At 67.7% G+C, this 22,677-nt stretch carries 18 protein-coding genes, 5 pseudogenes and 1 riboswitch; of the genes and pseudogenes, 9 read left to right on the top strand and 14 right to left on the bottom strand.

What is annotated here, in order from left to right:
• Positions 1-20: 20 nt before the first annotated feature.
• A riboswitch (cobalamin riboswitch) is annotated at positions 21-214 on the bottom strand.
• Positions 215-409: 195 nt separating this feature from the next.
• Positions 410-493, bottom strand: a pseudogene (locus ACRXBZ_RS31415) (hypothetical protein); the annotation flags it as partial.
• A gap of 498 nt (positions 494-991) precedes the next feature.
• On the opposite strand from ACRXBZ_RS31415, the gene ACRXBZ_RS31410 reads away from it, so the two are divergent.
• From ACRXBZ_RS31410 to ACRXBZ_RS31400, 3 genes and pseudogenes are all read left to right on the top strand, one after another.
• Positions 992-1,996, top strand: coding sequence for an esterase/lipase family protein (locus ACRXBZ_RS31410; protein ID WP_433882117.1), 1,005 nt, complete (start codon positions 992-994; stop codon positions 1,994-1,996).
• 97 nt (positions 1,997-2,093) lie between these two features.
• A pseudogene (locus ACRXBZ_RS31405) lies at positions 2,094-2,279 on the top strand (ATP-binding protein); the annotation flags it as partial.
• Positions 2,276-2,920: pseudogene (locus tag ACRXBZ_RS31400) on the top strand (response regulator); the annotation flags it as partial. The pseudogenes ACRXBZ_RS31405 and ACRXBZ_RS31400, both read left to right, overlap by 4 nt.
• 628 nt (positions 2,921-3,548) lie before the next feature.
• Here the strand turns inward: ACRXBZ_RS31400 and ACRXBZ_RS31395 are convergent.
• Entirely contained in the window at positions 3,549-3,728 is a 180-nt protein-coding gene (locus ACRXBZ_RS31395) for a hypothetical protein (protein ID WP_433882116.1), read from the bottom strand.
• Between the two features lie 47 nt (positions 3,729-3,775).
• On the bottom strand, positions 3,776-4,042 hold the full coding sequence (locus ACRXBZ_RS31390) for a hypothetical protein (protein ID WP_433882115.1): 267 nt from the start codon (positions 4,040-4,042) through the stop codon (positions 3,776-3,778).
• 242 nt (positions 4,043-4,284) lie between these two features.
• Between ACRXBZ_RS31390 and ACRXBZ_RS31385 the strand changes: the two genes are divergently transcribed.
• Positions 4,285-4,764 (top strand): ester cyclase, encoded by a 480-nt coding sequence (locus ACRXBZ_RS31385; protein ID WP_433882114.1) that lies wholly within the window; start codon positions 4,285-4,287, stop codon positions 4,762-4,764.
• Between the two features lie 206 nt (positions 4,765-4,970).
• Here the strand turns inward: ACRXBZ_RS31385 and ACRXBZ_RS31380 are convergent, their stop codons facing one another.
• Complete coding sequence (locus ACRXBZ_RS31380; protein WP_433882113.1) at positions 4,971-7,349, bottom strand: ATP-binding protein; 2,379 nt, start codon at positions 7,347-7,349, stop codon at positions 4,971-4,973.
• Positions 7,350-7,841: 492 nt separating this feature from the next.
• Positions 7,842-8,435 (bottom strand): protoglobin domain-containing protein, encoded by a 594-nt coding sequence (locus tag ACRXBZ_RS31375; RefSeq protein WP_433882112.1) that lies wholly within the window; start codon positions 8,433-8,435, stop codon positions 7,842-7,844.
• 268 nt (positions 8,436-8,703) lie between these two features.
• Here ACRXBZ_RS31375 and ACRXBZ_RS31370 point away from each other — a divergent pair, with 268 nt between their 5' ends.
• The 3 genes from ACRXBZ_RS31370 (at position 8,704) to ACRXBZ_RS31360 (ending at position 14,288) form a co-directional block, all read left to right on the top strand.
• Complete coding sequence (locus ACRXBZ_RS31370; protein ID WP_433883811.1) at positions 8,704-10,281, top strand: IS1182 family transposase; 1,578 nt, start codon at positions 8,704-8,706, stop codon at positions 10,279-10,281.
• A 663-nt stretch (positions 10,282-10,944) separates the two neighbouring features.
• Positions 10,945-12,789, top strand: a complete 1,845-nt coding sequence (locus tag ACRXBZ_RS31365) for a phosphoenolpyruvate carboxykinase (GTP) (protein WP_433882111.1) — start codon at positions 10,945-10,947, stop codon at positions 12,787-12,789.
• Between the two features lie 179 nt (positions 12,790-12,968).
• On the top strand, positions 12,969-14,288 hold the full coding sequence (locus tag ACRXBZ_RS31360; RefSeq protein ID WP_433882110.1) for an MFS transporter: 1,320 nt from the start codon (positions 12,969-12,971) through the stop codon (positions 14,286-14,288).
• A gap of 325 nt (positions 14,289-14,613) precedes the next feature.
• Here ACRXBZ_RS31360 and ACRXBZ_RS31355 read toward each other — a convergent pair whose 3' ends face one another.
• From ACRXBZ_RS31355 to ACRXBZ_RS31325, 7 genes and pseudogenes are all read right to left on the bottom strand, one after another.
• The gene (locus ACRXBZ_RS31355; RefSeq protein WP_433882109.1) at positions 14,614-15,153 is read right to left on the bottom strand and encodes an NUDIX hydrolase; all 540 of its coding nucleotides are present in this window, start codon (positions 15,151-15,153) and stop codon (positions 14,614-14,616) included.
• Positions 15,154-15,157: 4 nt separating this feature from the next.
• On the bottom strand, positions 15,158-15,538 hold the full coding sequence (locus ACRXBZ_RS31350; protein ID WP_433882108.1) for a Rossmann-fold NAD(P)-binding domain-containing protein: 381 nt from the start codon (positions 15,536-15,538) through the stop codon (positions 15,158-15,160).
• 157 nt (positions 15,539-15,695) lie between these two features.
• Positions 15,696-15,956, bottom strand: coding sequence for a helix-turn-helix domain-containing protein (locus ACRXBZ_RS31345; RefSeq protein ID WP_433882107.1), 261 nt, complete (start codon positions 15,954-15,956; stop codon positions 15,696-15,698).
• Positions 15,953-16,972 carry a methyltransferase domain-containing protein gene (locus ACRXBZ_RS31340; protein ID WP_433882106.1) on the bottom strand — a complete coding sequence of 340 codons (1,020 nt, stop codon included), beginning with the start codon at positions 16,970-16,972 and terminating at the stop codon, positions 15,953-15,955. Before ACRXBZ_RS31340 ends, ACRXBZ_RS31345 begins: the two co-directional genes overlap by 4 nt.
• Before the next feature lie 331 nt (positions 16,973-17,303).
• Complete coding sequence (locus ACRXBZ_RS31335) at positions 17,304-17,453, bottom strand: hypothetical protein (RefSeq protein ID WP_433882105.1); 150 nt, start codon at positions 17,451-17,453, stop codon at positions 17,304-17,306.
• 283 nt (positions 17,454-17,736) lie between these two features.
• A complete protein-coding gene (locus tag ACRXBZ_RS31330; RefSeq protein ID WP_433882104.1) occupies positions 17,737-18,927 on the bottom strand; it encodes a helix-turn-helix domain-containing protein in 1,191 nt (396 codons plus the stop codon).
• Between the two features lie 207 nt (positions 18,928-19,134).
• A pseudogene (locus tag ACRXBZ_RS31325) lies at positions 19,135-19,368 on the bottom strand (hypothetical protein); the annotation flags it as partial.
• Positions 19,369-19,565: 197 nt separating this feature from the next.
• On the opposite strand from ACRXBZ_RS31325, the gene ACRXBZ_RS31320 reads away from it, so the two are divergent.
• Positions 19,566-20,201, top strand: coding sequence for a class I SAM-dependent methyltransferase (locus ACRXBZ_RS31320; RefSeq protein ID WP_433882103.1), 636 nt, complete (start codon positions 19,566-19,568; stop codon positions 20,199-20,201).
• A 264-nt stretch (positions 20,202-20,465) separates the two neighbouring features.
• Here the strand turns inward: ACRXBZ_RS31320 and ACRXBZ_RS31315 are convergent, their stop codons facing one another.
• A complete protein-coding gene (locus ACRXBZ_RS31315; protein WP_433882102.1) occupies positions 20,466-20,936 on the bottom strand; it encodes an Hsp20/alpha crystallin family protein in 471 nt (156 codons plus the stop codon).
• A gap of 164 nt (positions 20,937-21,100) precedes the next feature.
• Complete coding sequence (locus tag ACRXBZ_RS31310) at positions 21,101-22,357, bottom strand: VanZ family protein (protein WP_433882101.1); 1,257 nt, start codon at positions 22,355-22,357, stop codon at positions 21,101-21,103.
• Positions 22,358-22,528: 171 nt separating this feature from the next.
• On the opposite strand from ACRXBZ_RS31310, the pseudogene ACRXBZ_RS31305 reads away from it, so the two are divergent.
• Positions 22,529-22,639, top strand: a pseudogene (locus ACRXBZ_RS31305) (VOC family protein); the annotation flags it as partial.
• Positions 22,640-22,677: the final 38 nt, after the last annotated feature.

The following is a 22,677-nucleotide window of genomic DNA, read 5'->3' as shown; positions in this document are numbered from 1 at the left end:
ACCGGTTGGCGCACTGGACCTGCACCGACCGGGAACCAGCAGGTCTTCGGGCTCGGGTTCTGCTGGACGGAGAACCTTCCCAGGCGCGTGCCCAGTGGTCCGGCCCGCTCGTGGGCCGCCCCGTCCATCACCCCTACCGCTGCGCGTCAGCTCCGGATTCCGACCGGATTCCCTGACCCGTACACCGGGTACGACTGATTCGCTCACACCCTAACCGCCCGGCGTTGCGCGACCGATGTGAGAGATCTCGCACGGTCGCGCCGCGTGCGGCTGCCGTGGTGCGGAGCGTCGGGCGTGTTTCCCGGGCGATCGGATGTATCTCCATCCACATGGTGGCGCCGCCCGCGAGCGCGTTCTGCCCGGCGAGTTCCGCGACGGTGGGCAGTTCCCCGCGCCAGAGCAGCTGGGCGATCTCCTCGAACGAGCATCGGGTGGCCAGGTCATCGACCGGGTAGCCGCCGTAGGTCAGCCAGTTGCTGTCCGGGTTGACCATGGAGATGTAATGTCGGCGACGACCCCGGACAGTCCCTTGTGGACCTTCTTGCTGCTGGTGGGCATGATTGTCCCCGCTGCGGAATTCGGAATGGCCGAATAATTCGGGCTTTATCCGGGAAAAGGGTGCTGGAGTGGGAAGGTGCTGCATCCGGTCGACCAGATCGCGCTGCCGCGCTCGGCGATGGTGGCCAAGCCGGTGTCCGCGGCGTGCATTGCCAGCCGCAGCAGGGTGCGGGTTGCTGCTCCAGCGTCATGTCCGCCGAGCGGGCCAACCGGCTGCTCCAGGGGAGCTAACCCTTCGCGTTCTCCCACGAATGTCGAGGCGGTTTGCCTAGTGTCGGCGGGACCGACATCGGGCGTCCGCTGGCCGGGGGTGTCGATGCCGAGGGTGTCCAGCCCTCTGGCGCTGTGCGGTGCGAGCGGCTCGCGATGTCGGCCGGACGCGGGGTGCTGCCAGGGGACCCGCGTCGAAACCCGACCGACGGGAGTGTGCTTGATGATCAACCGACGATGGCGCGGGGCGGTCGCCACGATCGCTGCCGCGGGGCTCGCCCTCAGCGCACCGGCGACGGTGCAGGCGTCCGGACTGGACGGTCGTGAGATCGGGCCGGCCGCGGAGCAGAAGACGATGCTGCTGGTACACGGCTACAACCCGGATCCCCCCACCAACTGCAACGGGTCGACCTGGGACGCAGCCCTCGAGTACTACCAGGAAGCGGGCGGCCGGGATCGTTCCTCGATGCGGACGATCGGCTACTACGAGGGCGACCGGGCATTCTGCGATGACGTGATCGGCGACGGTCAGGCCGACCGCGAGCGGCCCATCCAGGAAATCGCCAAGGACTTCGCCAACTACATCTACGCGGAGTACACCAGCAAGGGTGAGGAGGTCGACATCGTCGCGCACTCGATGGGCGGCCTGATCACCCGCGTCGCGGTGCTCGGCACCCGCGAGGGCTGGAGCGGCTTCCCACCCAGAGTGGCGGTGGAGGACATAGTCACGCTCGGCACCCCGCACCAGGGGCTGATCAACGGGTGCCGCAATCCCGATGCGGATCCCGACGACAAGTGCACCCGGCAGTGGAACCAAATGACCCCGGCGGGCGAAGGCGGGTCGGGTTTCATCGACAAGCTGCACGAGTCCGCGCCCGGCCGCAACGACCGCGGCTTGGACGATCCGTGGGCCGCCGGGATCGACTGGAGCCTCGTCAGCTCTCTGGAAGACGAAACCGTGTCGTACTACTCCGGCATCGACAAGGGCTACTTCGCGCACCAGAAGTACGGTTACGACGAGGATCTGAACGACAACGGCGTCGACGAATGCTCGGACCCGAACGTCAGCCACGCCAACCTCCGGCAGCTGACCGGTGCGGGCGGTTACTGCCTCCGCTACTGGCACCACGGGGCGGACGGCGGCCCCCACACCACCGAGAACGGCTGGTCCCCACTGAAGGTGGCCTTCAAGGCAGCCACCTACAAGGGCGACGACCTACCGCGATGACGACCGACCGCGGTGACGACCGACCGTGGTGACGACCGACCGTGGTGCGGGCCCGATTTCCGCACCACGGTCACACTCCCGCTGCGGCCTGAATCACGACTACCGACCCGACGCCCTGGTCATACGGGTCGACGACGACGGCAGGGCCACGCCGGTGCCCGGCGTCACACTGCTCGGCATGCGCGAACGAGTCACCGCCCTCGGAGGCCGCCTGCGAGCGGCACCTCGCGACGAGGGCGGCTTCTCCGTGCAGGCCGAACTTCCCGTGGACCGAACGTCATGATCCGCGTCCTGCTGGTCGACGACCAGCCGCTCATCCTCAGCGGATTCCGCGCGCTCCTCGACATCGAGGACGACATCGAGGTGGTGGCCGAGGCCGCCGACGGCAGCGAAGGCCTGGCGCTGGCCCGGGAACACCTGCCCGACATCGCGCTCATCGACATCCAGATGCCGGTCGTCACCGGCATCGAGGCGACCCGGCGCATCGCCGCGGACCCGGCCCTGGCCGGGGTGCACGTCGTCATCCTGACCAACTACGGCTTGGACGAATACGTCTTCGACGCGCTGCGCGCCGGCGCGGCCGGATTCCTCGTCAAGGACATCAAGCCGGAAGACTTCCTCCATGCCGTGCGCGTCGCCGCACGCGGCGACGCCCTGCTCGCACCGTCGATCACCCGCCGGCTGATCAACCGGTACGTCACCCAGCCGCTCACCACCGTCACCGGCACGGGGTTGGAAGAACTGACCAACCGCGAACGCGAGGCCGTCGCCCTGGTCGCGCAGGGCCTGTCCAACGACCAGATCGCCGACCGCATGGTAATCAGCCCGCTGACCGCGAAAACCCACATCAACCGGGCCATGGTCAAGCTCCACGCCCACGACCGCGCCCAACTCGTAGTCCTCGCCTACGAATCAGGCCTGGTAACCCGCGCAACTCCTGACACCCGCGCTCGCGCGATTGCTCGGTGGCCCCCACCGAAGCGCAGCGCCTGCCGATGGCTGGGGATGCGGTCAAGCCTCCTCCAGGGCCTCGCCGAAGGCCCGAAGCAGCTGGATGTGCCGGTTGTGCGCCAGCAGATGGCCCGCTCCGATGGTCAACGCCACCGGCCACGACATCAGCCCGGTACTGGCCAGGACGACTACCCCGGTCAGGTAGGCGAGCTCGTTCAACGGGGGAAGCGGGATCGTCCCCATTCCCGGTACTTCCACCCGCACGACGTGCCTCTCCACGGCGAGCGGGCCTTCACCCGCGCTACGTGCGTCATCGTGCGGGGCAGCACCGGTTTCGCTGGCTCTCTTCGACGCCGGTGTCGACGCTTTCGGCTGGGCGGTCGGTGAGCTTGCCATGGCTGGTCCTCGATCCTCGGGCGCGGACGCACTGCCCGTTTCCGCCGGGCGCGAACGCCACAACCATCCGGCGGACTGCCGCGCCCTCACAGGGGCCAAGGTCCGTTCTGCACGACCGCTCGTCGTGGCCTGGGCTTCGACCGGCCTGCACGACGCGGACGCAGGGGCTGTTCGAGATGGAACGGCCCCGGCTCGCGCCCTGATCTCAGGACTGCCAGTCGGGTTTCGGGACCCGGCGGTCGCATTCCGCCGCCACTGCCAGCATCTCGAAGCGGTAGCGCTGGGCTAGGTTCCACCGCCGTGCTTCGAGGGCGAGGTTCATGTGGTGCTCGGCGCGTCGGGCGCGGTTGTCGAGGTCTTCTTCGGTGCACTGGTTCAAGAACATGGCTGGGGCTACCTGTTGTCGGGGTCTGCGTGCGGCCGTTTTCGGGGTCACGCACTCAGTCGATGTTGCGGGACTTCCACGCCGATCGCGGCGCGAAGCGCTTCGTGGTGCGTCCGGTGCACCGTCCGGGCCTTGTCCGGACCAGGGTTGGCTCGGGTGCCTTCCTGGTCGCAGATCCAAGTGCCCATGAACAGGTTGCGGTACACGTGTGGCCGTTGGGGTTCGTGGGAGGAGGAGCGTGGCTCGGGCGGTCGGAAGGCGAGCATCGCCGGAGCCCCGGTGGGCTTCGCGGCGGTGGTTCGGGTTGCGTACATCGGGGCGGTTCCTGGGTTGCAGTTCGGTCGGTACTGCACCAGCTTCGCCCGGCGAGGCCCTGGCAACCACGGGAGGACTACGTAGCGCCTACCTATTTCGGGACTTTTCCTCTGCACCGGGCGCGCCTCGTGGTGCCGGGCGCAGCCACCATAGCGTGGCCGGTCACCTGCGGAAACGGGTGCCCGGCAGGTAGCCTCGGCTGCAGAGGTCGAGCCGTGGCCGAGCAACCCGGGGGGCCGACATGACGATTAGCGATGGACAGCGGATCGAATTGCAGCGCCGCACGATCGCCGAGCACATCGATGCGGAGAACTCCCACGACTGGCCGCGCGTGTACGGCACTTTCGTCCAGGACGAACACGCCTTCTACGACGTCGTGCCGCTGAGCACGAGGTACGAAGGGTTTCAGGGCGTTCAGGACTTCTACCAGGTGCTGGAAACAGCCGTTCCGGATTTCCGGATCACCGTGAACGCCGAGTACGACACGCCCGGCTCCTCGGTCCGCGAGGTGACGATCAGCGGGACGCACCAAGGTGACTACTGCGGTATCCCACCAGCGGGGCGGCCGGTCTTGTTCGAGCTGGCCGCGTTCTACCTCTTCCACGCGGACGCCCCGGAGAAGCTGTTCGCGGAGCGCATCTACTTCGACAATGAGACCGTGCTGCGCCAGATGCGTGGCGAGGAGAACGCGCCCACCGGGATCGGACTGGCGTCCGCCTGACCGAGCGCGTGTTCGCGGCTATGCGGATCGCGACGAGCGTTTCGGTAAGCAGAGAACACCCGTGAGTGTTTCTGGGTGCTATGGCACCCAAAAACGCTCACGGGTCCCAGACCGCACCCGCGCTGTGCAGCACGTTGCTGCGGCCGTCGCACCGGCCATCCAGTCACTCGCTCGCTCACCGCCTACGATCATTCAGACTTACTCGTCTAGGTCGTGCCCTCCGAGTTTCGTTGCGCCGCCACCCAGGTCGCGATCTGGGTGCGCGAGCCGAAGTCGAGCTTGGTGAGGATGTGCTCGACGTGCGTCTCCGCGGTGCGTTGGCTGATCACCAGTTGCGCCGCGATCTCCTTGTTCGACATCCCCTCGGCGACGGCTTCGGCGACCTGGAGCTCCCGGCGCGTCAGCGGCCAGCCCGACCGTTGCCCGCGGGCTTCCGGGCTCGCCGCGGGAGCCGATCGGGTCTTGCCCCGCATGGTCATCGCGAGTCCCTGCTCCAGCGGCAGCTTCGCGGTTTCCGCGAAGATCTCGCCGAACGCGCTCTCTCCCAGCGCCGCACGGGCCTCGCGTTCGGCCTTCTTCCGGTAGTCGAGCAGCTGCTGCGAACCCAGCAGCGGAATCCCGACGAGCGGCCAGATGCGTTCCAGGACGCCGAACAGCCTCGCGGCCTGAGCGTGTTCGCCCAGGGAAACGTACGACCACGCCAGGACCTCCACCGCAACCCCGAGGCCGAAGAGATCGTTGAGGCCTGCTTTGAAGCCGATGCTCTCCCGCAGATCCGCGACGGCGGCGTTGGGATCTCCCCGCATCCAGCACGCGAAGCCTCGAACCACGAGCGCCCACGAACGGGTCCACGATTCGCCGACCTCGGCCGTGATCCGCAGGACTTCCCCGACATCCGCCGTCGCCTGGTCCGGCTCGCCCTGCAAGCACGCCACCAGCCCCGCTTGGAACAGCGACATCATCATCGGGCTGGTCATCGTGTCGTGCGTGCGGTGCCGCGACCACGCCTGCAGGCACAGCTCGCGTGCCTCCGCCAGGTCCCCCTCGGCCATCGCGGCGACGCCCCTCAGGTGCATGCCGAAGGCGGCCAGGCCCTGATCCCGCAGTTCTTCGGCAAGGGCACTGCACCGTTCAGCCGTAGCCCGCCCCCACGCCAGGTCGCCCTGGTGGGAGGCCAGCCAGCTGCAGACCCACAGGTCCGTCGCCCGGGCTTCGGTCGGCCGCGAATCCAGCGCCAGCAGGCGGTCGAGCCACTTCCGCCCCTCCGCGATGAACCCGCAAGCCGTCCAGTAGAACCACAGCGCTCCCGCCAGGCGCAGCCCCGCCTGCACCTGCCCGGGCTGCGTTGCGCAGAACTCCAGTGCTGCCCTCACGTTGTCGTGCTCGGCAGTGATGCGCGCACGCCACTCGAGCTGATCCGGACCGAACCATTCGCGAGCGCATCGTTCCGCCAGGCTCAGGTACCAGTCCCGATGCCGTTGGCGGAGTTGCTGCTTCTCGTTCTCGCCCAGCAAGCTCAGTCCGTACTCGCGGACAGTCGCCAGCATTTGGTAGCGCGTGCGGGTAGCGGTGCCGTTGCCGGCAGGCACCTCCGTGCGGATCAGGATCGACTTGTCGACCAGCGACGCCGTCAGATCCAGAACCCGCTCCGGTGTGAGATCGGCACTACTGCAGATGTCCTCCGCGGCCTTGAGATCCATCCCACCGGCGAAGACCGACATCCGGGCCCAGAGCATGCGCTCCTCTTCCGAGCACAGCTCGTAGCTCCAGTCCATCGTCGCCTTCAGCGTTTGATGCCGCGCCGACGTGCGGGAGCCGCCGGCGAGCAACCGGAAGCGGTCCCCGATTCGGGCCAGGATCTCTTCCACCGAGAAGAACCGCGTGCGGGCAGCCGCCAGCTCGATCGCCAAGGGGATCCCGTCCAGCTCCCGGCACAACTTCGCGACGGCGACCGCATGGCCCCGCGCGCACTGGAAGCCCACAGCCGAGGCGCGCTCGACGAACAGCCGAACCGAGTTGGGCATCTCCGCGCCCGCGAGCCGGTCCACCTCGGATGGTTCGGGCACCGGCAGGGTGGACACCACGAGCACGTGCTCGCCGTACACGCCGAGGGGCTGCCGGCTGGTGGCCAGCACGCTCAACCCAGGGGCGACGTCGAGCAGCACGGTGCACGCCTTTACGCACCCGCCCAGCACCTGCTCGCAATTGTCCAGCACGATCAGGATGTCCTTGTCCCGGACGTAATCTGCGAGCACGGCCTCCACGCCGCGGGAGGACCAGTCCTGGATGCCCAACGCCTGGGCGACCGTGTGCACGACCAGTTCGTCCTCGTGCACCTCGGCCAACTCGACCAGCCAAACGCCGTCCCGGTAGGCCCGGCCCAGTTGGGCCGCCGCGCGCAGCGCCAGCCGGGTCTTGCCGACACCCCCGACCCCGTGCAAGGTCACCATCCGGGAACGGGACAGCATTTCCCGGACATCGGCAATTTCCTGCCGACGCCCAACGAAACTCGTCCGCTCAGCGGGAAGGTTGCCCACCCGCTTATGTGTACGACCGGCCACCACGGCCCCAGAACGAGAAAACAACGCCAAAACTCCAACCGCCAGCCTACGGCCGCCTCGCGCTCAAGGCGAGCGAGCAGCCGGGCGGCACGAGCATGTTCGACAGCAGATGGACGCCGAACCACGAGCCGATGGCGGCGGGCGCGGTCACGAGACGGCTCCCGACACCCTTCCGGCCACTCGCCGGGCGAGGTCGTGTGCCAATTGATGATCGCGGCCAGGTCCGGGCGAGATCACGGCCAGGTCCCTCGCCAGGTCCCGGGCGAGATCACGGGCCAGGTCCCGCGATGTCACCTGCCATCGATTTCGCTCACCTCAACACGGGGCGGCCTCGGCAGGCCGCGGCGCGCGGGCAGCACGCCGCAGCGGGCACGGTGGTGAATGCGATCTTGCCGAGGATGCGCAGGAGCACAGGTCTCCGGATCTTCGAGAGCAGTACCTTTCCGATCTTCGTCTGGTGCCTTCTGCCTTCCGGAGCCACAACTCTGGATCGTGTATCGACCATGCGCCGGGCCTCTACCAGTCGCCTTCGCGTGCGTACGGGCGGCTCCAGAGCGCAACCTGTAGCGTTACCGCCTTGAACCAGGCCTGGTACATGCGGTCGACATCGTCCCGGTCGTGTCCTTTCGCGCTCAGGAACGGGCGGATCGTCACCGTGATCGGGTAGATGAACGCGATGATGTGGCGCAGCGGTACGCGATCGACCGCGTTGACGTGGTCGGTCTGGTCCTTCTTCGCCTGCGTGTGGCGCAGCGCGATTTCGTGCTGGTAGTCGAGCCAGACGTCGTCGTACGGACGCCTGCACGTATCGAGGATCCACTGCTCGAACCGTGCCCGTACCCGCTCCAGGTACTCCGGGTCCGGCGCGCCACCGGCAGGGGCGAAGTACGCGACCAGGTGCGGGTGCGCGGCGACGTAGTCGTACCAAGTGGCTACGACGTCGCCGACCTGGTCCTCCAGAACGTCTCCGGCCAGGAGCAGCGCCTGGTCGTCACCGTCCGTCCACAACAGCGTTTCCTTCAGCGCGTCCAGCTCGGCCGCCGTGACGGGCGAGTGCTGGACCTGCGGCTCGCCGTAGGTGTAACCGGGGATGCTGCCTGTGGTGCCCATCGGGTGCTCCCTGCGCTCGACAACCCATCGCTTCGGGCGTACCCGCATTCCCGCGTCTTATCGCCTCTCCGCCGCTGCGGCCGCTTCGCCACTACTGCCCCATCTTCATCAAGCGGAACAACGCCATCTTCCAACTTGAGGCCCATGCGGCGGCGCAACCGGTCGACAGCCCACGGTGGACAGCCCACGATGGACACGGGTGCTAGGAGGCCGCTGAATAATCGGCGTGTCTCCCAGGAATCTGGGCTTGAGCTGGGAGAATCGGTTTATGCAGGGTGTGGAACGTGCCGACCGGGAACTGCTGGACGCTCACGCGCTGGTCGGTCATCTGGTGCCGGCGGGCAGTGTGTTCGCGTTCCTGGCCGAGCATCGTCAGGATGTGTTCCCCGATGGGGAGTTCGAGGACCTGTTCCCCTCGGGGAGGGGACGTCCGTCGATCCCGGCGTCGGTGATGGCCTCGGTCCTGGTGTTGCAGACGCTGCATGACTACTCGGATCGGGAGACCGCCGACGCCGCGCGGTGTGATCTGCGGTGGAAGGTCGCGACCGGAATGTCGTTGGACCACAAGGGATTTGATGCCTCGACCCTGGTGTACTGGCGCAAACGGCTGGCGGCGTCGGATCGGCCCCACCGGATCAATGACGCGGTCAAGGACGTCATCGAGCAGACCGGGATCCTGCGCGGCCGGCGTAAACGGGCGGTGGATTCCACGATCCTGGCTGATGCGGTGGCCACTCAGGACACCGTCACCCAGCTGATTGCGGCGATCCGGCGGGTGGCCCGGCAGGTTCCTGGCGCAGCCGAGCGGATCGCACAGGTGTGCACCGGCCATGACTACAGCCAGCCGGGCAAACCGAGGATTGACTGGGATGACCCGCAGGCCAAGGACGCACTGGTGTCGGCCTTGGTCAACGACGCAGGCGCGCTGGTGGCGGTGTTGACGGAGGCCGAGTTGGAGGGCGATGCGGAGGTCGCGGTGGCGTTGCTGGCGCTGGTCGCCGGTCAGGATGTCGAACCGGCGGAAGGATCGGATGGCACTGATGGGCGGTGGCGGATTGCGCGGCGGGTCGCCCCGGATCGAGTGATATCCACTGTGGACCCGGATGCGCGGCATACCCGCAAGTCGCCGGAGAACCGCCGCGACGGGTATCGGGCGCACGTGGCGGCCGAGCCCGAGACCGGGATCATCACCGACGAGAAGCTGACCAAGGCCGCTGGGACCAAGAACTCCGATCCGGCGGTGGCCGAGGAGTTCCTCGACGCCGAGGACGATCCCTGCGAGTGGTACGGAGATTCCGCCTACGGCACAGGGGATCTGCGTGGCGCGATCGACGACACCGACGCCGACGAGGCTGTGATCAAGCCGAAACCGGTGCAAGCGCCGGTGGAGGGCGGGTTCACCGTCGACGACTTCACCGTCGACGAGCACGCGGGCACGGTGAGCTGCCCGGCCGGTAACACCCGCCCGATCAGTCAGAAAAACCGGGTGGCGACCTTCGGCGCGCTGTGCCGCGACTGCCCGCTGCGTGCGCGCTGCACCAAGTCCAAGACCGGCCGTAAAATCGTTCTGCACCAACGAGATGATCTGCTGCGCCAAGCCCGCCGTGACTGGGCAGACAAGCCCGAACTGCGAGAGAAGTACCGGAAGTTCCGGCCCAACGTGGAACGGGTCATCTCCCAGATCGCCAGCATCGGCGGCCGTCGTCTCAAACTCCGTTATCGCGGCGCCACCAAGAACCATGCCTGGCTCACTCGTCGCACCGCCGGGCTCAACCTGCGCAATCTCGTGGGCCGCGGGCTATCTCGCACGGCAGGAGTCTGGGTTCTGGCGGGCTCGGCCGCCTGACCAGCGGCCGACCGGCCGGACCGGGCCCTCACCGGCCCGTCTATGTGCTCTCTCGCCCGCCCCGACCGCACTGCCACGCGCGGATAGGGGCTTTCTGCGGGACTGCTCGTCAATTTTCTCGCCTCCGTCCCTGCGGCGACTGTCCCCAGAACCGCCTAATTCAGCGGCCTCCTAGGTCGATTGCCTCATCGCCGTCTGGTGCGGCTGCGGCAACGCCGCGCACGGCTCGCGGAAGCACCCGCATCTCCGGCCGAGTCGTCGAGGTGACTCAAGCCCACTGGCCCAAGTGCTGGACCTGCGAATCGAGGTCGACGGGGTTCGAACGCGATAGCGGATTCGCCTTTTAGGGGACCTTAGGCCGGTGAACGCCGCAGCTGTTGCGGGGAAGATGGTCCGGGCACGGCCGTGCGGTCCGGTTGCACGACGGGCGGTTGCGCAATCTCCTGGATCTGACCGCGCAGCACATCGACGCCACCCGCAGGGTGGGCCCGACGCACGAGGATCGAACATGAGGTCGCCTCTGAACCGGACGAAGGTCGAGCCGTCCCGCGTTCCTGAAGTGCGCACCGGTGGTCGTCGTGCACGACGCGTTGAGGCTCCTGCAGGGGCCGCATGCACGCGCCGCTCACTCCCGTTCGACGCACCGCCGCGAGGAGAACCACGATGACCACCACCGCGATCCCAGGCCTGGACCAGGCGCCGACCACCCACGGGCCGCTGCTGGAGTGGGTTCGGGAAGTCGCCGAGCTGACCACCCCGCAGCGGGTGGTGTGGTGCGATGGCTCCGACGAGGAGTGGCGGCGGCTGACCACCGAGCTCGTCGCCGCGGGCACTCTCGTCCGGCTGTCGGCGAAGCCGAACTCGTTCTGGGCCGCGTCCGATCCCTCCGACGTCGCGCGCGTCGAGGACCGCACCTTCATCTGCTCCCGCCGCGAGGAGGACGCCGGGCCCACGAACAACTGGATGGACCCGGTGGACATGAAGGCCGTCATGACCGGGCTCTACCGGGGCAGCATGGCCGGCCGGACCATGTACGTCATCCCGTTCTGCATGGGCCCCCTGGACGACGACAACCCGAAACTGGGCGTGGAGATCACCGATTCCGCCTACGTGGTGCTCTCCATGCGCGTGATGACCCGGATGGGCGCCGGGGCGCTGGGGAAGTTCATCGGCGCCGACGGCCGCGAGCGCAAGTTCGTCAAGGCCCTGCACTCCGTCGGATCGCCGCTGGAACCTGGCCGGGCCGACGTGCCGTGGCCGTGCAACCCGACGAAGTACATCAGCCACTTCCCCGAAGAACGCGCGATCTGGAGCTTCGGCTCCGGCTACGGCGGCAACTCACTGCTGGGCAAGAAGTGCTACTCGCTGCGGATCGCCTCGGCCATGGCCCGCGATGAGGGCTGGCTCGCCGAGCACATGCTGATCCTCAAGCTCACCTCGCCACACGGCACCGTCCACTACATCGCCGCCGCTTTCCCCAGCGCCTGCGGCAAGACGAACCTGGCGATGCTGCAGCCTACGGTGCCCGGTTGGAAGACCGAGACGCTCGGCGACGACATCGCCTGGATGCGCTTCGGCGACGACGGGCGCCTACACGCCGTCAACCCCGAGTTCGGGTTCTTCGGCGTCGCGCCGGGCACCGGCTACCACACCAATCCCGTTGCCATACGCACCATCGAGCAGGGCAACACCATCTTCACCAACGTGGCCCTCGCCGACGGCGGCGACGTCTGGTGGGAAGGCATGACCGAGCAACCGCCGGAGCACCTGACCGACTGGAAGGGCCGCGACTGGACGCCCGGAACCGGCGAACCTGCCGCCCACCCGAACTCCCGGTTCTGCACTCCCATCGAGCAGTGCCCGATCGTCGCACCGGAGTGGGACGATCCGAGGGGAGTGCCGATCTCGGCGATCCTCTTCGGCGGCCGGCGAGCCACCACCGTCCCGCTGGTCACCGAGTCCCGCGACTGGGCCCACGGCGTGTTCATGGGCGCCACGCTGTCCTCGGAGACCACCGCCGCGGCCACCGGCAAGGTCGGCGTCGTCCGCCGCGACCCGATGGCCATGCTGCCGTTCATCGGCTACCACGCCGGCGACTACTTCGGGCACTGGCTGCACATCGCCGCGCACACCGACGCCGCCAAGCTGCCGAAGATCTTCCACGTCAACTGGTTCCGCCGCGGCAAGGACCGGCGATTCCTGTGGCCCGGGTTCCGCGAAAACTCCCGCGTGCTCAAGTGGATCGTCGACCGCATCGAGGGCACCGCCGACGCCGCCGACACGCCCATCGGGCTCGTCCCCACCGCGGCCGACCTCGACCTGGCGGGTCTCGACTGCGACCCCGCCGACGTCGACGCGGCACTCGCGGTCGACACCGACGAATGGCGTGCCGAGATCCCGATGATCGAGGAATGGTTCGCCGGCATCGGGGAAAAGCTGCCCGCCGAACTCCGCAACCAGCTCGACGTGCTGCGCAAGCGCCTGGCCGCCGCCGATGACCGCGAATGAGGCATTGACTGTCCACAGTGTCCATCAGCGGCGCATGGGCGGGTCCTCGGGAATTCGAGTGACCGATGGGGCGGAAGGCAACGAGTCGGACACGGGCGCTCGGTCCCCTTGACAGCCTGCGCGCGGGATTGCAGGCTGTCGGACCAGTTGGTTCAGTGGCTTAGCCAATGGAGGCTGCCATGCCGAACGGCACCGATTCCCATCGGACCCACCGCCGCCGCGCCGTGATCGCCAGCACGGTCGGCACGACCATCGAGTGGTACGACTTCTTCCTCTACGGGACCGTGGCCGCGCTGGTGTTCCCGAAGATCTTCTTCCCCGGCTCCTCGGCGAGCGCCGGCGTGCTGGAATCCTTCAGCACCCTGTTCGTCGGTTTCGCCGCGCGGCCGGTCGGTGCCGCGATCTTCGGCCACTACGGCGACCGGATCGGGCGCAAGGCCACCCTGGTCACCACGCTGCTGCTGATGGGCATCGCCACGGTGCTGATCGGCCTGCTGCCCGGGTACGCCACGCTGGGCGTGGCCGCGCCGTTGCTGCTGGTCGTGCTGCGGATCATGCAGGGCATCGGCGTCGGCGGCGAGTGGGGCGGCTCGGTGCTGATGGCCATGGAATGGGGATCAGCGTCCCGCCGCGGCCTGATGGCGAGCATGCCGCAACTCGGCGTACCGCTCGGCCTGCTGCTGTCCACCGCCGCGGTGGGGGTGTCCAGCGCGGCCAGCGGCGACGCGTTCGAGTCATGGGGATGGCGGGTGCCGTTCCTGCTCAGCGTGGTCTTGATCGGGGTCGGGCTGTGGGTGCGGATGCGGGTGCTGGAGAGCCCCGACTTCGCCGAGGTCAAGAAGCAGCAGGCCGTCGAGAAGCAGCCGGTGTGGGCGGCCATCCGCAACCACCCGAAGGAAATCCTCACCTCCGCCTTCGTGCGGCTGGCCGAGCAGGCGCCGTTCTACCTCTTCATCACGTTCGTGCTGACCTATGGCACGAAGCACCTGGAGATGCCACGCAGCGAACTACTCAACGCCACGCTGGTCGCCGCCGCGGTCGGCCTGATCAGCGTGCCGCTGTTCGGACACCTGTCGGACCGCTTCGGCCGGCGGCTCATCTACGGCATCGGCATCGTCTGCACCGGCATGTACGCCTTCCCGTACTTCGCCCTGCTGGAAACCCGGTCTTCGGGCCTGGTGCTGCTGGCCATCGTCGTGTCGCTGATCGTGCACGACATCATGTACGGCCCGCAGGCGGCGCTGATCGCGGAGAGCTTCGGCACCAACATCCGCTACAGCGGCGCCGGACTCGGCTACCAGCTCGCCTCGGTCATCGCCGGCGGCCCCGCACCGCTGATCGCCGCAGCCCTGCTGCAATCCACCGGCTCCAGTGCGGGAATCAGCTGGTACATCGTGCTGTGCTCGGTGATCTCGCTGATCGCCCTGGCGCTGATGCCCCGCCGCACGGTTCCGGCTTCTTCCGGCTCGCCGTCCACACCGGATCGCTTGGAGGCGTGACCTGCCGCCAGCGCTACCGGCCCACTGCGGCCGGTAGCGCTCGTTCATGTCGAACAACGTCCACCGTGGACGATGGCAGTTGCGGCGTCATTCCCCGCGTGGGGATTGTGGGACACCACCGGTGCGCCGACACTCGACGCGCGCCTTGCACTTCGTGGCTTGCACCGTAGTCTTCGCTGCCCGGGCAGAAGCAAACCTGGGCGACCGGACTTCCTAGACCCCGCAAGGGGATTCCCGGCGGGAAGGGCTGCCAGCCGGACATGAAGAGCCCCCGCACCGATACGGGTACTCCCGGTCGGTGCGGGGGCTCTCTTCGTGTCTTGCCCTAGGCGATGGCCGCACGCACGTGGGCGCGAAGCGGGCTCGGCAGGGCATCGACGCTGAGCCAGTCGGCTGCGGTCACTTCCTCGGCCTGCAACGCACCCACGTCGCCGCTGGTGCGGAACAGGAACCGGAAGTCGAAGTGGTGGTGGTCGGGTTCGCCCTTCCCCGGGTTGGCGGGGATCGGATGAACGTCGACGTGGATCGGATCTTCTGCATGCTCCGACACCAGCTCCAGGTTGAAGCCGGTCTCCTCGCTCAGTTCTCGCAGGGCCGCGCCGCGCAGCGACTCGTCACCGGATTCGAGGTGGCCACCAGGCAAGAGCCAGCGGCCGAGCCCCTTGTGACGGATGTGCAGGACCAGACTGTCATCGTTGACCAGGACAGCCCCAGCCGTGGCGTGCCCACGGAATTCCGTGCGAGGCGTGATGTCCACGCCTGCGTCGAGCAGGTCCGTGACCAACTTGAGTTCGTCAACGTACTCGGGTCGGACCGTCAGGTAGGTCTTGACCGTTTGGGAGATGTGTTTGCTTGTGATCGGCATCTGTTCACCTGTTGAAGTAGTTGAGCCACGTTGCGGCGATCAAGGGTCGGTAGTCGGCCACCTCGTGCATACCGGGCTCCAGGGTGCGCTGTGAGAGCCTGGCAACGGCGGCAAGGATCTCGGCCTGGACCAGGAAGACGAACGGCCCCACGCTCGCACCGTGGAGGAAGTTCACCGCGTTTCCCCTGTTCAGGAGATAGAAGTAGTGGCCGGTCGTCATGTACCGGGTGATGTCATCCGTGATCGGGGTCCGGTCATACACCTCCGTGAGCCCGTCCAGTTCCAGTTCGTCCTCGCTGCTCGTGACGGTGGCGACGTACGCACCGTTCCTGAGCTGCGGGAAGTCTTCGCCGCGCAGCGACAACCGGCCGGTCGCGCAGAGCACGAGCCCTGCATCCACGAGCGCGGACCGGCAATCCCGGGCCACCGTGAACCCGTCTCTGCGACATGATCCACTGATGCAGCAGGCGGGGCCGCGGAAAGGCGAACTCGACCGGGGGTTGCCCGTAGTGGTCGAGCGGCGTCACCGGCCGGCTCCTCTCTCACGCTTTCCCAGGCCTCTCCCGCCGAGCCGTCCGCGTCGCCGCCGTCAATTGGTCAAGCGGGATCTTTAGCACCATCGACAGCCAGCCGCGCCAGTACGGCCCGGGCAGCCGCTTGCCGCGTTCCCAGCGGGAAACGTCCTCTCGGCTGATGTCCTGGCCCGCCACCGACGACAGCGCGTCGGCAAGCTTGTATTGGCACAGGCCACGCTCACGGCGAGCCTGCCGAATCAACCGAGCGTGCGGGCTCGGACCTTTCACGAGTTGAGCGTGACCGACTGCCGGGTGGGCGTAATGGTCCAGGTCCAGTCCACAACGGACGGTTCGCCCGCACCCAGCCACCACGCGTACGCGGCCTCGGCCTCATCCCATAGTCGACGCGGCCCGGACTGGTGGACTGCCCCGGAGGCGATCCGCGCCCACGACCCGCTCATCGGGTCGCGCAGCCACCACACGTTCTCGCCGTCGTCGTCGTGGTCGAGGTCGTACCGGCAGGACGGCATCGCGACCGCCAGCGCCCACCGCGAGTGCGGGTTGGACAGCATGTCCTTGGCGTCGAGGTCGGTGGTGCTCTCGTCGCCGGGGTTGTCCAGCCACGCCGCAAGGTCCGTGTCGGTCGTGGTCGGTGTCCGCTGTGCCCGCAGTTCCATGAAGCCGACGCCCATCGGCATCGCCTTGCCGACGGCCCGCCCGTCTTCGTCGACGGTCCAGAGCACGAGCGGCCCCGAAGTCAGGTCTGTGCGGACAGGCGCCAGGATCTTGCCTCCCCGCCGGGTCTGCTCGATCCACGCGTAGGGCACGCGGCCGAGCTGCACTCCGGCAGTGACAATGATCCTGTCGAATGGCGCGGCGTCGGGATCGCCGTGTGCGCCGTCCCCCAGGACTGTCCGCACGTTGTCGTAGGCGAGGTTGTCCAGCCGCTCGCGGGCTGCCTCGGCGAGTTCGGGATCGACCTCGATCGTGCTCACGTGACCCAGGTTGCCGACCAGGCTGGCCGTCAATGCGGCGTTGTAACCGGTGCCGGTGCCGACCTCGCAGACATCCTGTCCGGTGTCGAGGCCGGAGTAGGACAGCATCGCGGCGACCACGGACGGCATTGACGCTGAGCTGGTCGGCAGCGTGCCCACCTGCGGCCACTTGGTGTGTCCGTCGTCGAACTGCGTCACGATCGACCTGTTCGAGTACACATAGGACAGCCACGGCTCTGGCTGCGCGGCCCGGTCGATGGGCGCGTACTCGCCGTTGATCTTGACCCATATGCGGTCTGGGATGAACATTTCCCGCTCCACTGAGCGGAAAACGGGGCCGAGCCCGGCCGGAAGCAATCCGGCCGAGTCCAGCTCCTCAACGAGTCGTGGGGATGTCACTTGTCGTCGCCACTTTCAACGGTATGGCCGTCCGAGCCGTCGCCGAGGTGATCGGTCTGCGAGTCGTCTTCGCCGTCGTGCTTGTTGCCACCCATGCGTGTCGGTTTCCTTTCCTGGTGCGGGTTTCCTCGTGCTCCCGCGCTGCGGTGAGCGCGGAATCTGGGAACCCAGCCGAGGGACGGGGCTGTCGGGGGGATCTGCGTGCATCCCGCTCCCCGGCTGGGCGTTGGGGGGAACAGGTTCAAGCGGACGGCCATTCGCGTACCTGTCTCACTATGTCGGCGATCTCGCCGAGCGTGGTCCAGAGCTGCGGGTTGGAGTGCTCGGTCGGCGGAAAGTCGCGCCGGTCGTAGCGCAGGCCGGCCGAGGCGCCGTGGATCGTGTTGAACACGACCACATCGAATGCAGTCGCCGCAGTTCCGTTGCAAGTACAGCTCGCGCTTGTCGCGCGCCTGACCGACGTAGCGGAATCCCAGCCGCGAGAGGTCGACCAGCTCCACCGCGTCGGCCAGCGTATCCCTGTCGGGTGCTGTCCCGAGGATCGCGCCGGACGGAGCGACGAGCACGCTGCCAATGCCCATGTTGCTGTCCTCCACCGCTTGTTCCTGTTCGTGGAGGAGAAGCTATGCACCACGGGCGCGCGCTTGTGTACTAACAGTACACAGAGGCGTCTTTCACCCGGTTGGGGCAAGGCCGAGACGCCAGGCCAGGCCACGCAAATCCCGTCCCCACGCGTCGCGGGGAGCGCTCGCCAGCGGCCCGGACACTGCCTCGCGTACGAACACATTGGTGCGCACTTTCTGTGGAGCCAACGTTTCCGCGCGGAGCAGCGCCGCAACGCCCTGGTGACGTGTGTTGCGCTCGGCCAGGAGTGCACGTCCGTAGTCGATCCAGTAGGCCGCCCGGCGCGACTGAGACACCCCCTCTGGGTGCACCGTCTGCGCGATCTCCATCGCCTTGCCGCCGTCGCCGAGTTCCAGCCCGATCGACACGCGCCAGATACCGACGTTCGTGCGGCCAAAGTTCGTCTGCATCCACGGGCTCACATCCGCCTCGATCAGCTCGGCCAGCTCGCGTGCTTCCGTGAGGTGCATCTGCGCTGTGTCCGCGTCGCCCTGCGCAGCCTTGGCGAGAGCGGCCGTCAGGTGCGCCATTCCCCGCGTCTCGACGCGCCCACCGGGCATGTCCGCCACCTCAACCGCTAGCTGGTACTGCCGGGGTCGGTTCCGCCCGGAGATGAGCTGCGCCCGCTGGTACTCCGCGTAGGTTGTCCACGTCGGGTCGTCCAGCTCGGCCGCTGACTGCCGCATCCGCTCCGCGGCCAGCGCCGGGAGCCCCATGAGGCCCAAATCGTGAGCGAGGTAGGCCGCCGACTTGTAAGCGCCGATCAGCCCGCGCAGCGCGGCGGCACGATTCTCGCCGCCCCGCGTGGCCTCCGCGAGCAGGTCACGAATCAAGTCCGGCAGCACCTCAACCTGCCGGGCGAAATCGGCGTTTGGCCGCAGCACGGTGTTGAGGTGGTGGGCGTCGGCGCGGACCTGCTGCCACGGCCGAAGCGGCGTACCCGGCGCGTCGCCGAGCCACCAGCCGGTCAACGCGTCCTCGATGGCGGGAACGCCCGCCCGGATCTCCTCCGATACCGGGTCGATCGGGGCGTAGGGCTTACCGATCAGCTCGCCAGGTGACACGCGCAAGGTGTTGGCGATGGCTTCGAGTACGTGCCGGTTCTTGATCGGTTTCTCGCCGCGCTCGATCTGCCCGAGATACCCGTGCGAGAGGCCGGACAGCTCGGCGGCAGCTCGCAGGTTGAGTCGGCGCCACGATCGAATCTCGCGGATGCGGCGGCCAACGTCGTCAGCGTGCATGTCGTCCTCAGTTCGCCGAGTGGGGTGCTGCTGCCCCCTCCGCCCGGCCCCCGGCCCGTCGACCGGGGCCTTCCTCTCGGCGAAGAGGATGACTCCCAGGCTATAGGAGAGGCGTGTCGGACCGTGTGCGGTCGGTTGAGCCGTGGCCTAGGGTTTGCGCTCTCTGCGCAGTTCGCCGTCTTCCGGTACCTATTCAGCTGTAGTTGATCATGCTGGACGTGGTGGTTGAGGGTTACCAGCGAGCTGCGCTTCGAGGGCCGGGGTGAGTGCTGGTGGGAGCCAGGCGCCGGTGGTGAAGAGTTGTTGCAGGACGGTGAGTTTGTCGTGGCCCCATTTGGTGGCGGTGTCGAGGTAGGAGTGCACGACGGCGAAGTCGGTGAGTCCTCGCAGAGTGCGCCAGGCGCCGCCGGAGGTGCGTTGTTGCACTTTGACGGGTCGAACCGAACTCGACTCCAGGGCCTGGCCGATCGTGTGATCGTCCTCCACCACCAACAGCCGAAACATGGCTGCAGGGTATCCACCCACCCATCCGCCGCGCCCCGATGCGGGAGGACGGCCGCCCAAGCGGCTTGAACAGCCGATAGGGGGACCGTGTGACTCTGGTGGACCGGCAGGGCGGCAGGTGGCATGGTGATCGCATGCCCGTCCACCACCCCGTCTTCGCACGCTTGTACGGCCGGCTGAGCCAGGCCATGGAGCGCCGCGGCATGGCCGCGCACCGCAAGACGCTGCTCGCCGGCCTCACCGGGACCGTGATCGACATCGGCGCGGGCAACGGGCTCAACTTCGCGCATTACCCATCGACCGTGACCCGCGTCCTGGCCGTGGAGCCCGAACCGCACCTGCGCCAGGTCGCTCAGCGCGCTGCCGCGTCGGCCCCGGTACCGGTCGAAGTCGTCGACGGCCTCGCCGAACGGCTGCCGACCGAGGACAGCAGCGCCGATGCGGCGGTCGCGTCGCTCGTGCTCTGCTCGGTGCGGGATCAGGCGGCGGTCCTGCGGGAGATCCAGCGGGTGCTCAAACCGGGCGGACAACTGCGCTTCCTCGAACACGTCCGAGCCGACTCCCCCGGCTTGGCGCGCGTCCAACGCGCTCTCGACGCGACCGTCTGGCCCCACCTGTCCGGGGGCTGCCACGCCGGCCGCGACACCGCAGCGGCAATCGAGCGCACCGGCTTCACGCTCGACCGCCTGGACCGCTTCCTGTTCCCGGAAGTCCGCACCCCGCTGTCCTTCTACATCAGCGGCACAGCGGTGCACGGCAAAGCCGACTGACCTGCCTGGCGATCGACGAGTCCCAGATCTCAGCACGCCCGACTGCCCGAAAAAGGGCTCTCGGCAATGTGAATCGCCCCGCCTGAGGTTGGAGACGACCAAGCAGCCGCACGGACTGGCTGTATCCCTGTGGGGCTCACTGCGCGAAATCGCCGTCCCGCGCCATGTGTCCGATCTGCGCGACCAGTAAAACGTTTGCTCGCCGCTGCCGATCCCCACCGCGCGGAGGAACGAGGAGCCGGGCCAGCCGGCCCCCGCTCCTCGTCACTTGATCTCGATACGGCGCGACTTGCTCACTTCGGCCTTGGGCACCTTCACCGAGAGCACGCCGTCCGCGAGGTTCGCCTCGATCTTGTCCGCGTCGACCTCTCCCGGCAGGGCTCCGCGGAAGGAGAAGCTGCCGGTGCGTCGCATCTTGCGCCGCAGCACACCGGTTCGCTCCTTCTCCTTCACCTCACCCATGATCCACAGTTCCTGGCCGCGGACTTCGACGGTGATGTCGTCCCTGCGCACACCGGGCAGGTCGACCTCGAACAGGTAGGTGTTCTCGGTCTCCTCCACGTCGACCATCGGCTGCCACGCGACGCCGGTCCGCGTCGTGGCCCACCCAGGGTCGAAAAGCTGCCCCATGCGATCCCAGATCTCCTCCAACTCGCGGAACGGCTCCTGCCACATATCCGGGCGCCCCGCCCACTCCCGACGTTCGCCGCGTCGGGCGGGCATCCGCTCAGCCATCCTGATCCCTCCCCACAACACAGGCGTTCCGACTCGGTACGTACCCGTTGCCGCAGCCGCACCAAACCGCCTCGGCGGATTTCCGCCGCTTGCGCGTGGCGTTGCGAGAGAGTCTGAAAGCGGCTCCCCCACCGACTTTCCGCGGGGGAAACCAACCCGTGCGGTCAGCGATGGATCATCGTGGCGTCCTCGGCCTCGGGCTCGGCATCGGGCTCGGCGGGTTGCTGTCGACGTGCGCGTTTGTGCGGCAGCGCGACGTTGCCGACCCCGGAGAGCAACTCGTGCACGCCGTGGTGCTTGGGATTCCGCCACAGGGCCACGAAGAACGCGACGGGCAGCAGGCAGACCACCCCCAACAGCCCGAGGCCCAACAGCAGTTCCGGCAGGTATTCGCCGTTGAGCACGCTCAGCACCAACGAGAGCACCTCGGACACGCCAGCCAGACCGGCCCGGAGCACGCTCGACATCCCCGCGGCAACGAGCGCCATCATGCCCAAGGCGATCGGCATTAGCGGCACGGCGAGCACCGTTGCCCGCAGCATCAGCCGCCACAGCTCGGGACGTTTCCCGTCCGAGCCGACGAGCTTCAGCAGCAAGATCTTCTTGCCCGGGGTGGCCCCGAGCCACCAGGGCAGCAGCACGAACCAGAGGAACACGGCGAGCACCAGGCCGAGCAGCCAGCGGGATGAGCCGAAGACCAGCACGCAGAGCAGCGTCGTGAACAGCATCACGAACGGCAGCGCGCAAAGGTCGATCAGCAGCGCCAGCAGCCGCCTGCCCAGCGGCACCGGGCGCCGCTCCAGCGCCGCGTCGTCCAGGGTGTCCAAAGTGGGCAGCCAGCGGGTCAGCGGCCCGGCGATGGCCCAGCCCACCATGGCGCCGCCGGTGTTGACGATGAGATCGTCCACATCGAACAGCCGGTACGGGCACTCGTAGACGCCCCACAGCCCGGTCAGCTGCGTGAACTCGAAGAACAGCGATGCGCCCAGCCCGATCGCCGAGGCCGCGAGGAAGTTCAGCCGGAAATGGAAGCGCAGGTAGACGCCAAGCGGCAGCAGCAAAGCCAGGTTCAGCAGGGTTTCCAGCACCGCCGGGTTGTGGATCATCAGCGCGCCCAGGCTGATCTGCCCCTCCGCTTCCTTCCAGATGTCGGCGAAGGTGTTGCCGGGCACCAGTTGCGGATGCGCGACCCGGGGGTATTTCGCGCAAACATCGACCGACGGGCCGGGCAGCGGCACGACCGTCATGAAGAACGCGGTCAGGCAGTAGAACAGGAAGCTGTAGAAGGACAGCGTCCGCCAACTGGTCATGATCCCGTGCCTGCGGTAGGTCACCACCGCGGCGGGCACGAACAACAGCATGGCGAGCAACGGGAAGACGATCAATGCCGTCTTGATCGGCAACAGATAAGCACTGGGCACGACGCATATCTTTTCCAGACCCGGAAGGCCCGGTCAAATCCAGAACCAGGGGACAACGCGAGCCGAACTCGTCCATGAAGCAGGCGTGTCATCCCGTTCGTGTCATCCCGTTTCTGGACCGGCTGGTCGGCCATCTGAGCCGTAAGGCCCATCTGAGCGCATCCGTGCCGCGGCGGCGCGGTGCTGCAGGAGCCCGCCGATCAGCCGTACGGCGTCCGCGACTGCGCCTTCCGCGACCCCGCGAGCAACATTCTGCGCTTCACCCAGCCCCGCAAGCAGTGAGCCGGTTCTCGTCGTGATCCAGAACTCGAGTTCTCCTG

Source organism: Saccharopolyspora hattusasensis, assembly GCF_050972075.1.
Classification (GTDB): Bacteria; Actinomycetota; Actinomycetes; order Mycobacteriales; family Pseudonocardiaceae; genus Saccharopolyspora; species Saccharopolyspora hattusasensis.
This window is presented reverse-complemented; position numbering and strand designations above follow the sequence as displayed.

What these genes read in the sequence shown, in the direction of transcription:
- ACRXBZ_RS31410 (WP_433882117.1), top strand. Translation starts at nt 992, where the DNA reads ATGATCAACCGACGATGGCGCGGGGCGGTCGCCACGATCGCTGCCGCG.
- ACRXBZ_RS31395 (WP_433882116.1), bottom strand. Translation starts at nt 3,728, where the DNA reads ATGTTCTTGAACCAGTGCACCGAAGAAGACCTCGACAACCGCGCCCGA.
- ACRXBZ_RS31390 (WP_433882115.1), bottom strand. Translation starts at nt 4,042, where the DNA reads ATGTACGCAACCCGAACCACCGCCGCGAAGCCCACCGGGGCTCCGGCG.
- ACRXBZ_RS31385 (WP_433882114.1), top strand. Translation starts at nt 4,285, where the DNA reads ATGACGATTAGCGATGGACAGCGGATCGAATTGCAGCGCCGCACGATC.
- ACRXBZ_RS31375 (WP_433882112.1), bottom strand. Translation starts at nt 8,435, where the DNA reads ATGGGCACCACAGGCAGCATCCCCGGTTACACCTACGGCGAGCCGCAG.
- ACRXBZ_RS31370 (WP_433883811.1), top strand. Translation starts at nt 8,704, where the DNA reads ATGCAGGGTGTGGAACGTGCCGACCGGGAACTGCTGGACGCTCACGCG.
- ACRXBZ_RS31365 (WP_433882111.1), top strand. Translation starts at nt 10,945, where the DNA reads ATGACCACCACCGCGATCCCAGGCCTGGACCAGGCGCCGACCACCCAC.
- ACRXBZ_RS31360 (WP_433882110.1), top strand. Translation starts at nt 12,969, where the DNA reads ATGCCGAACGGCACCGATTCCCATCGGACCCACCGCCGCCGCGCCGTG.
- ACRXBZ_RS31355 (WP_433882109.1), bottom strand. Translation starts at nt 15,153, where the DNA reads ATGCCGATCACAAGCAAACACATCTCCCAAACGGTCAAGACCTACCTG.
- ACRXBZ_RS31340 (WP_433882106.1), bottom strand. Translation starts at nt 16,972, where the DNA reads ATGTTCATCCCAGACCGCATATGGGTCAAGATCAACGGCGAGTACGCG.
- ACRXBZ_RS31330 (WP_433882104.1), bottom strand. Translation starts at nt 18,927, where the DNA reads ATGCACGCTGACGACGTTGGCCGCCGCATCCGCGAGATTCGATCGTGG.
- ACRXBZ_RS31320 (WP_433882103.1), top strand. Translation starts at nt 19,566, where the DNA reads ATGCCCGTCCACCACCCCGTCTTCGCACGCTTGTACGGCCGGCTGAGC.
- ACRXBZ_RS31315 (WP_433882102.1), bottom strand. Translation starts at nt 20,936, where the DNA reads ATGGCTGAGCGGATGCCCGCCCGACGCGGCGAACGTCGGGAGTGGGCG.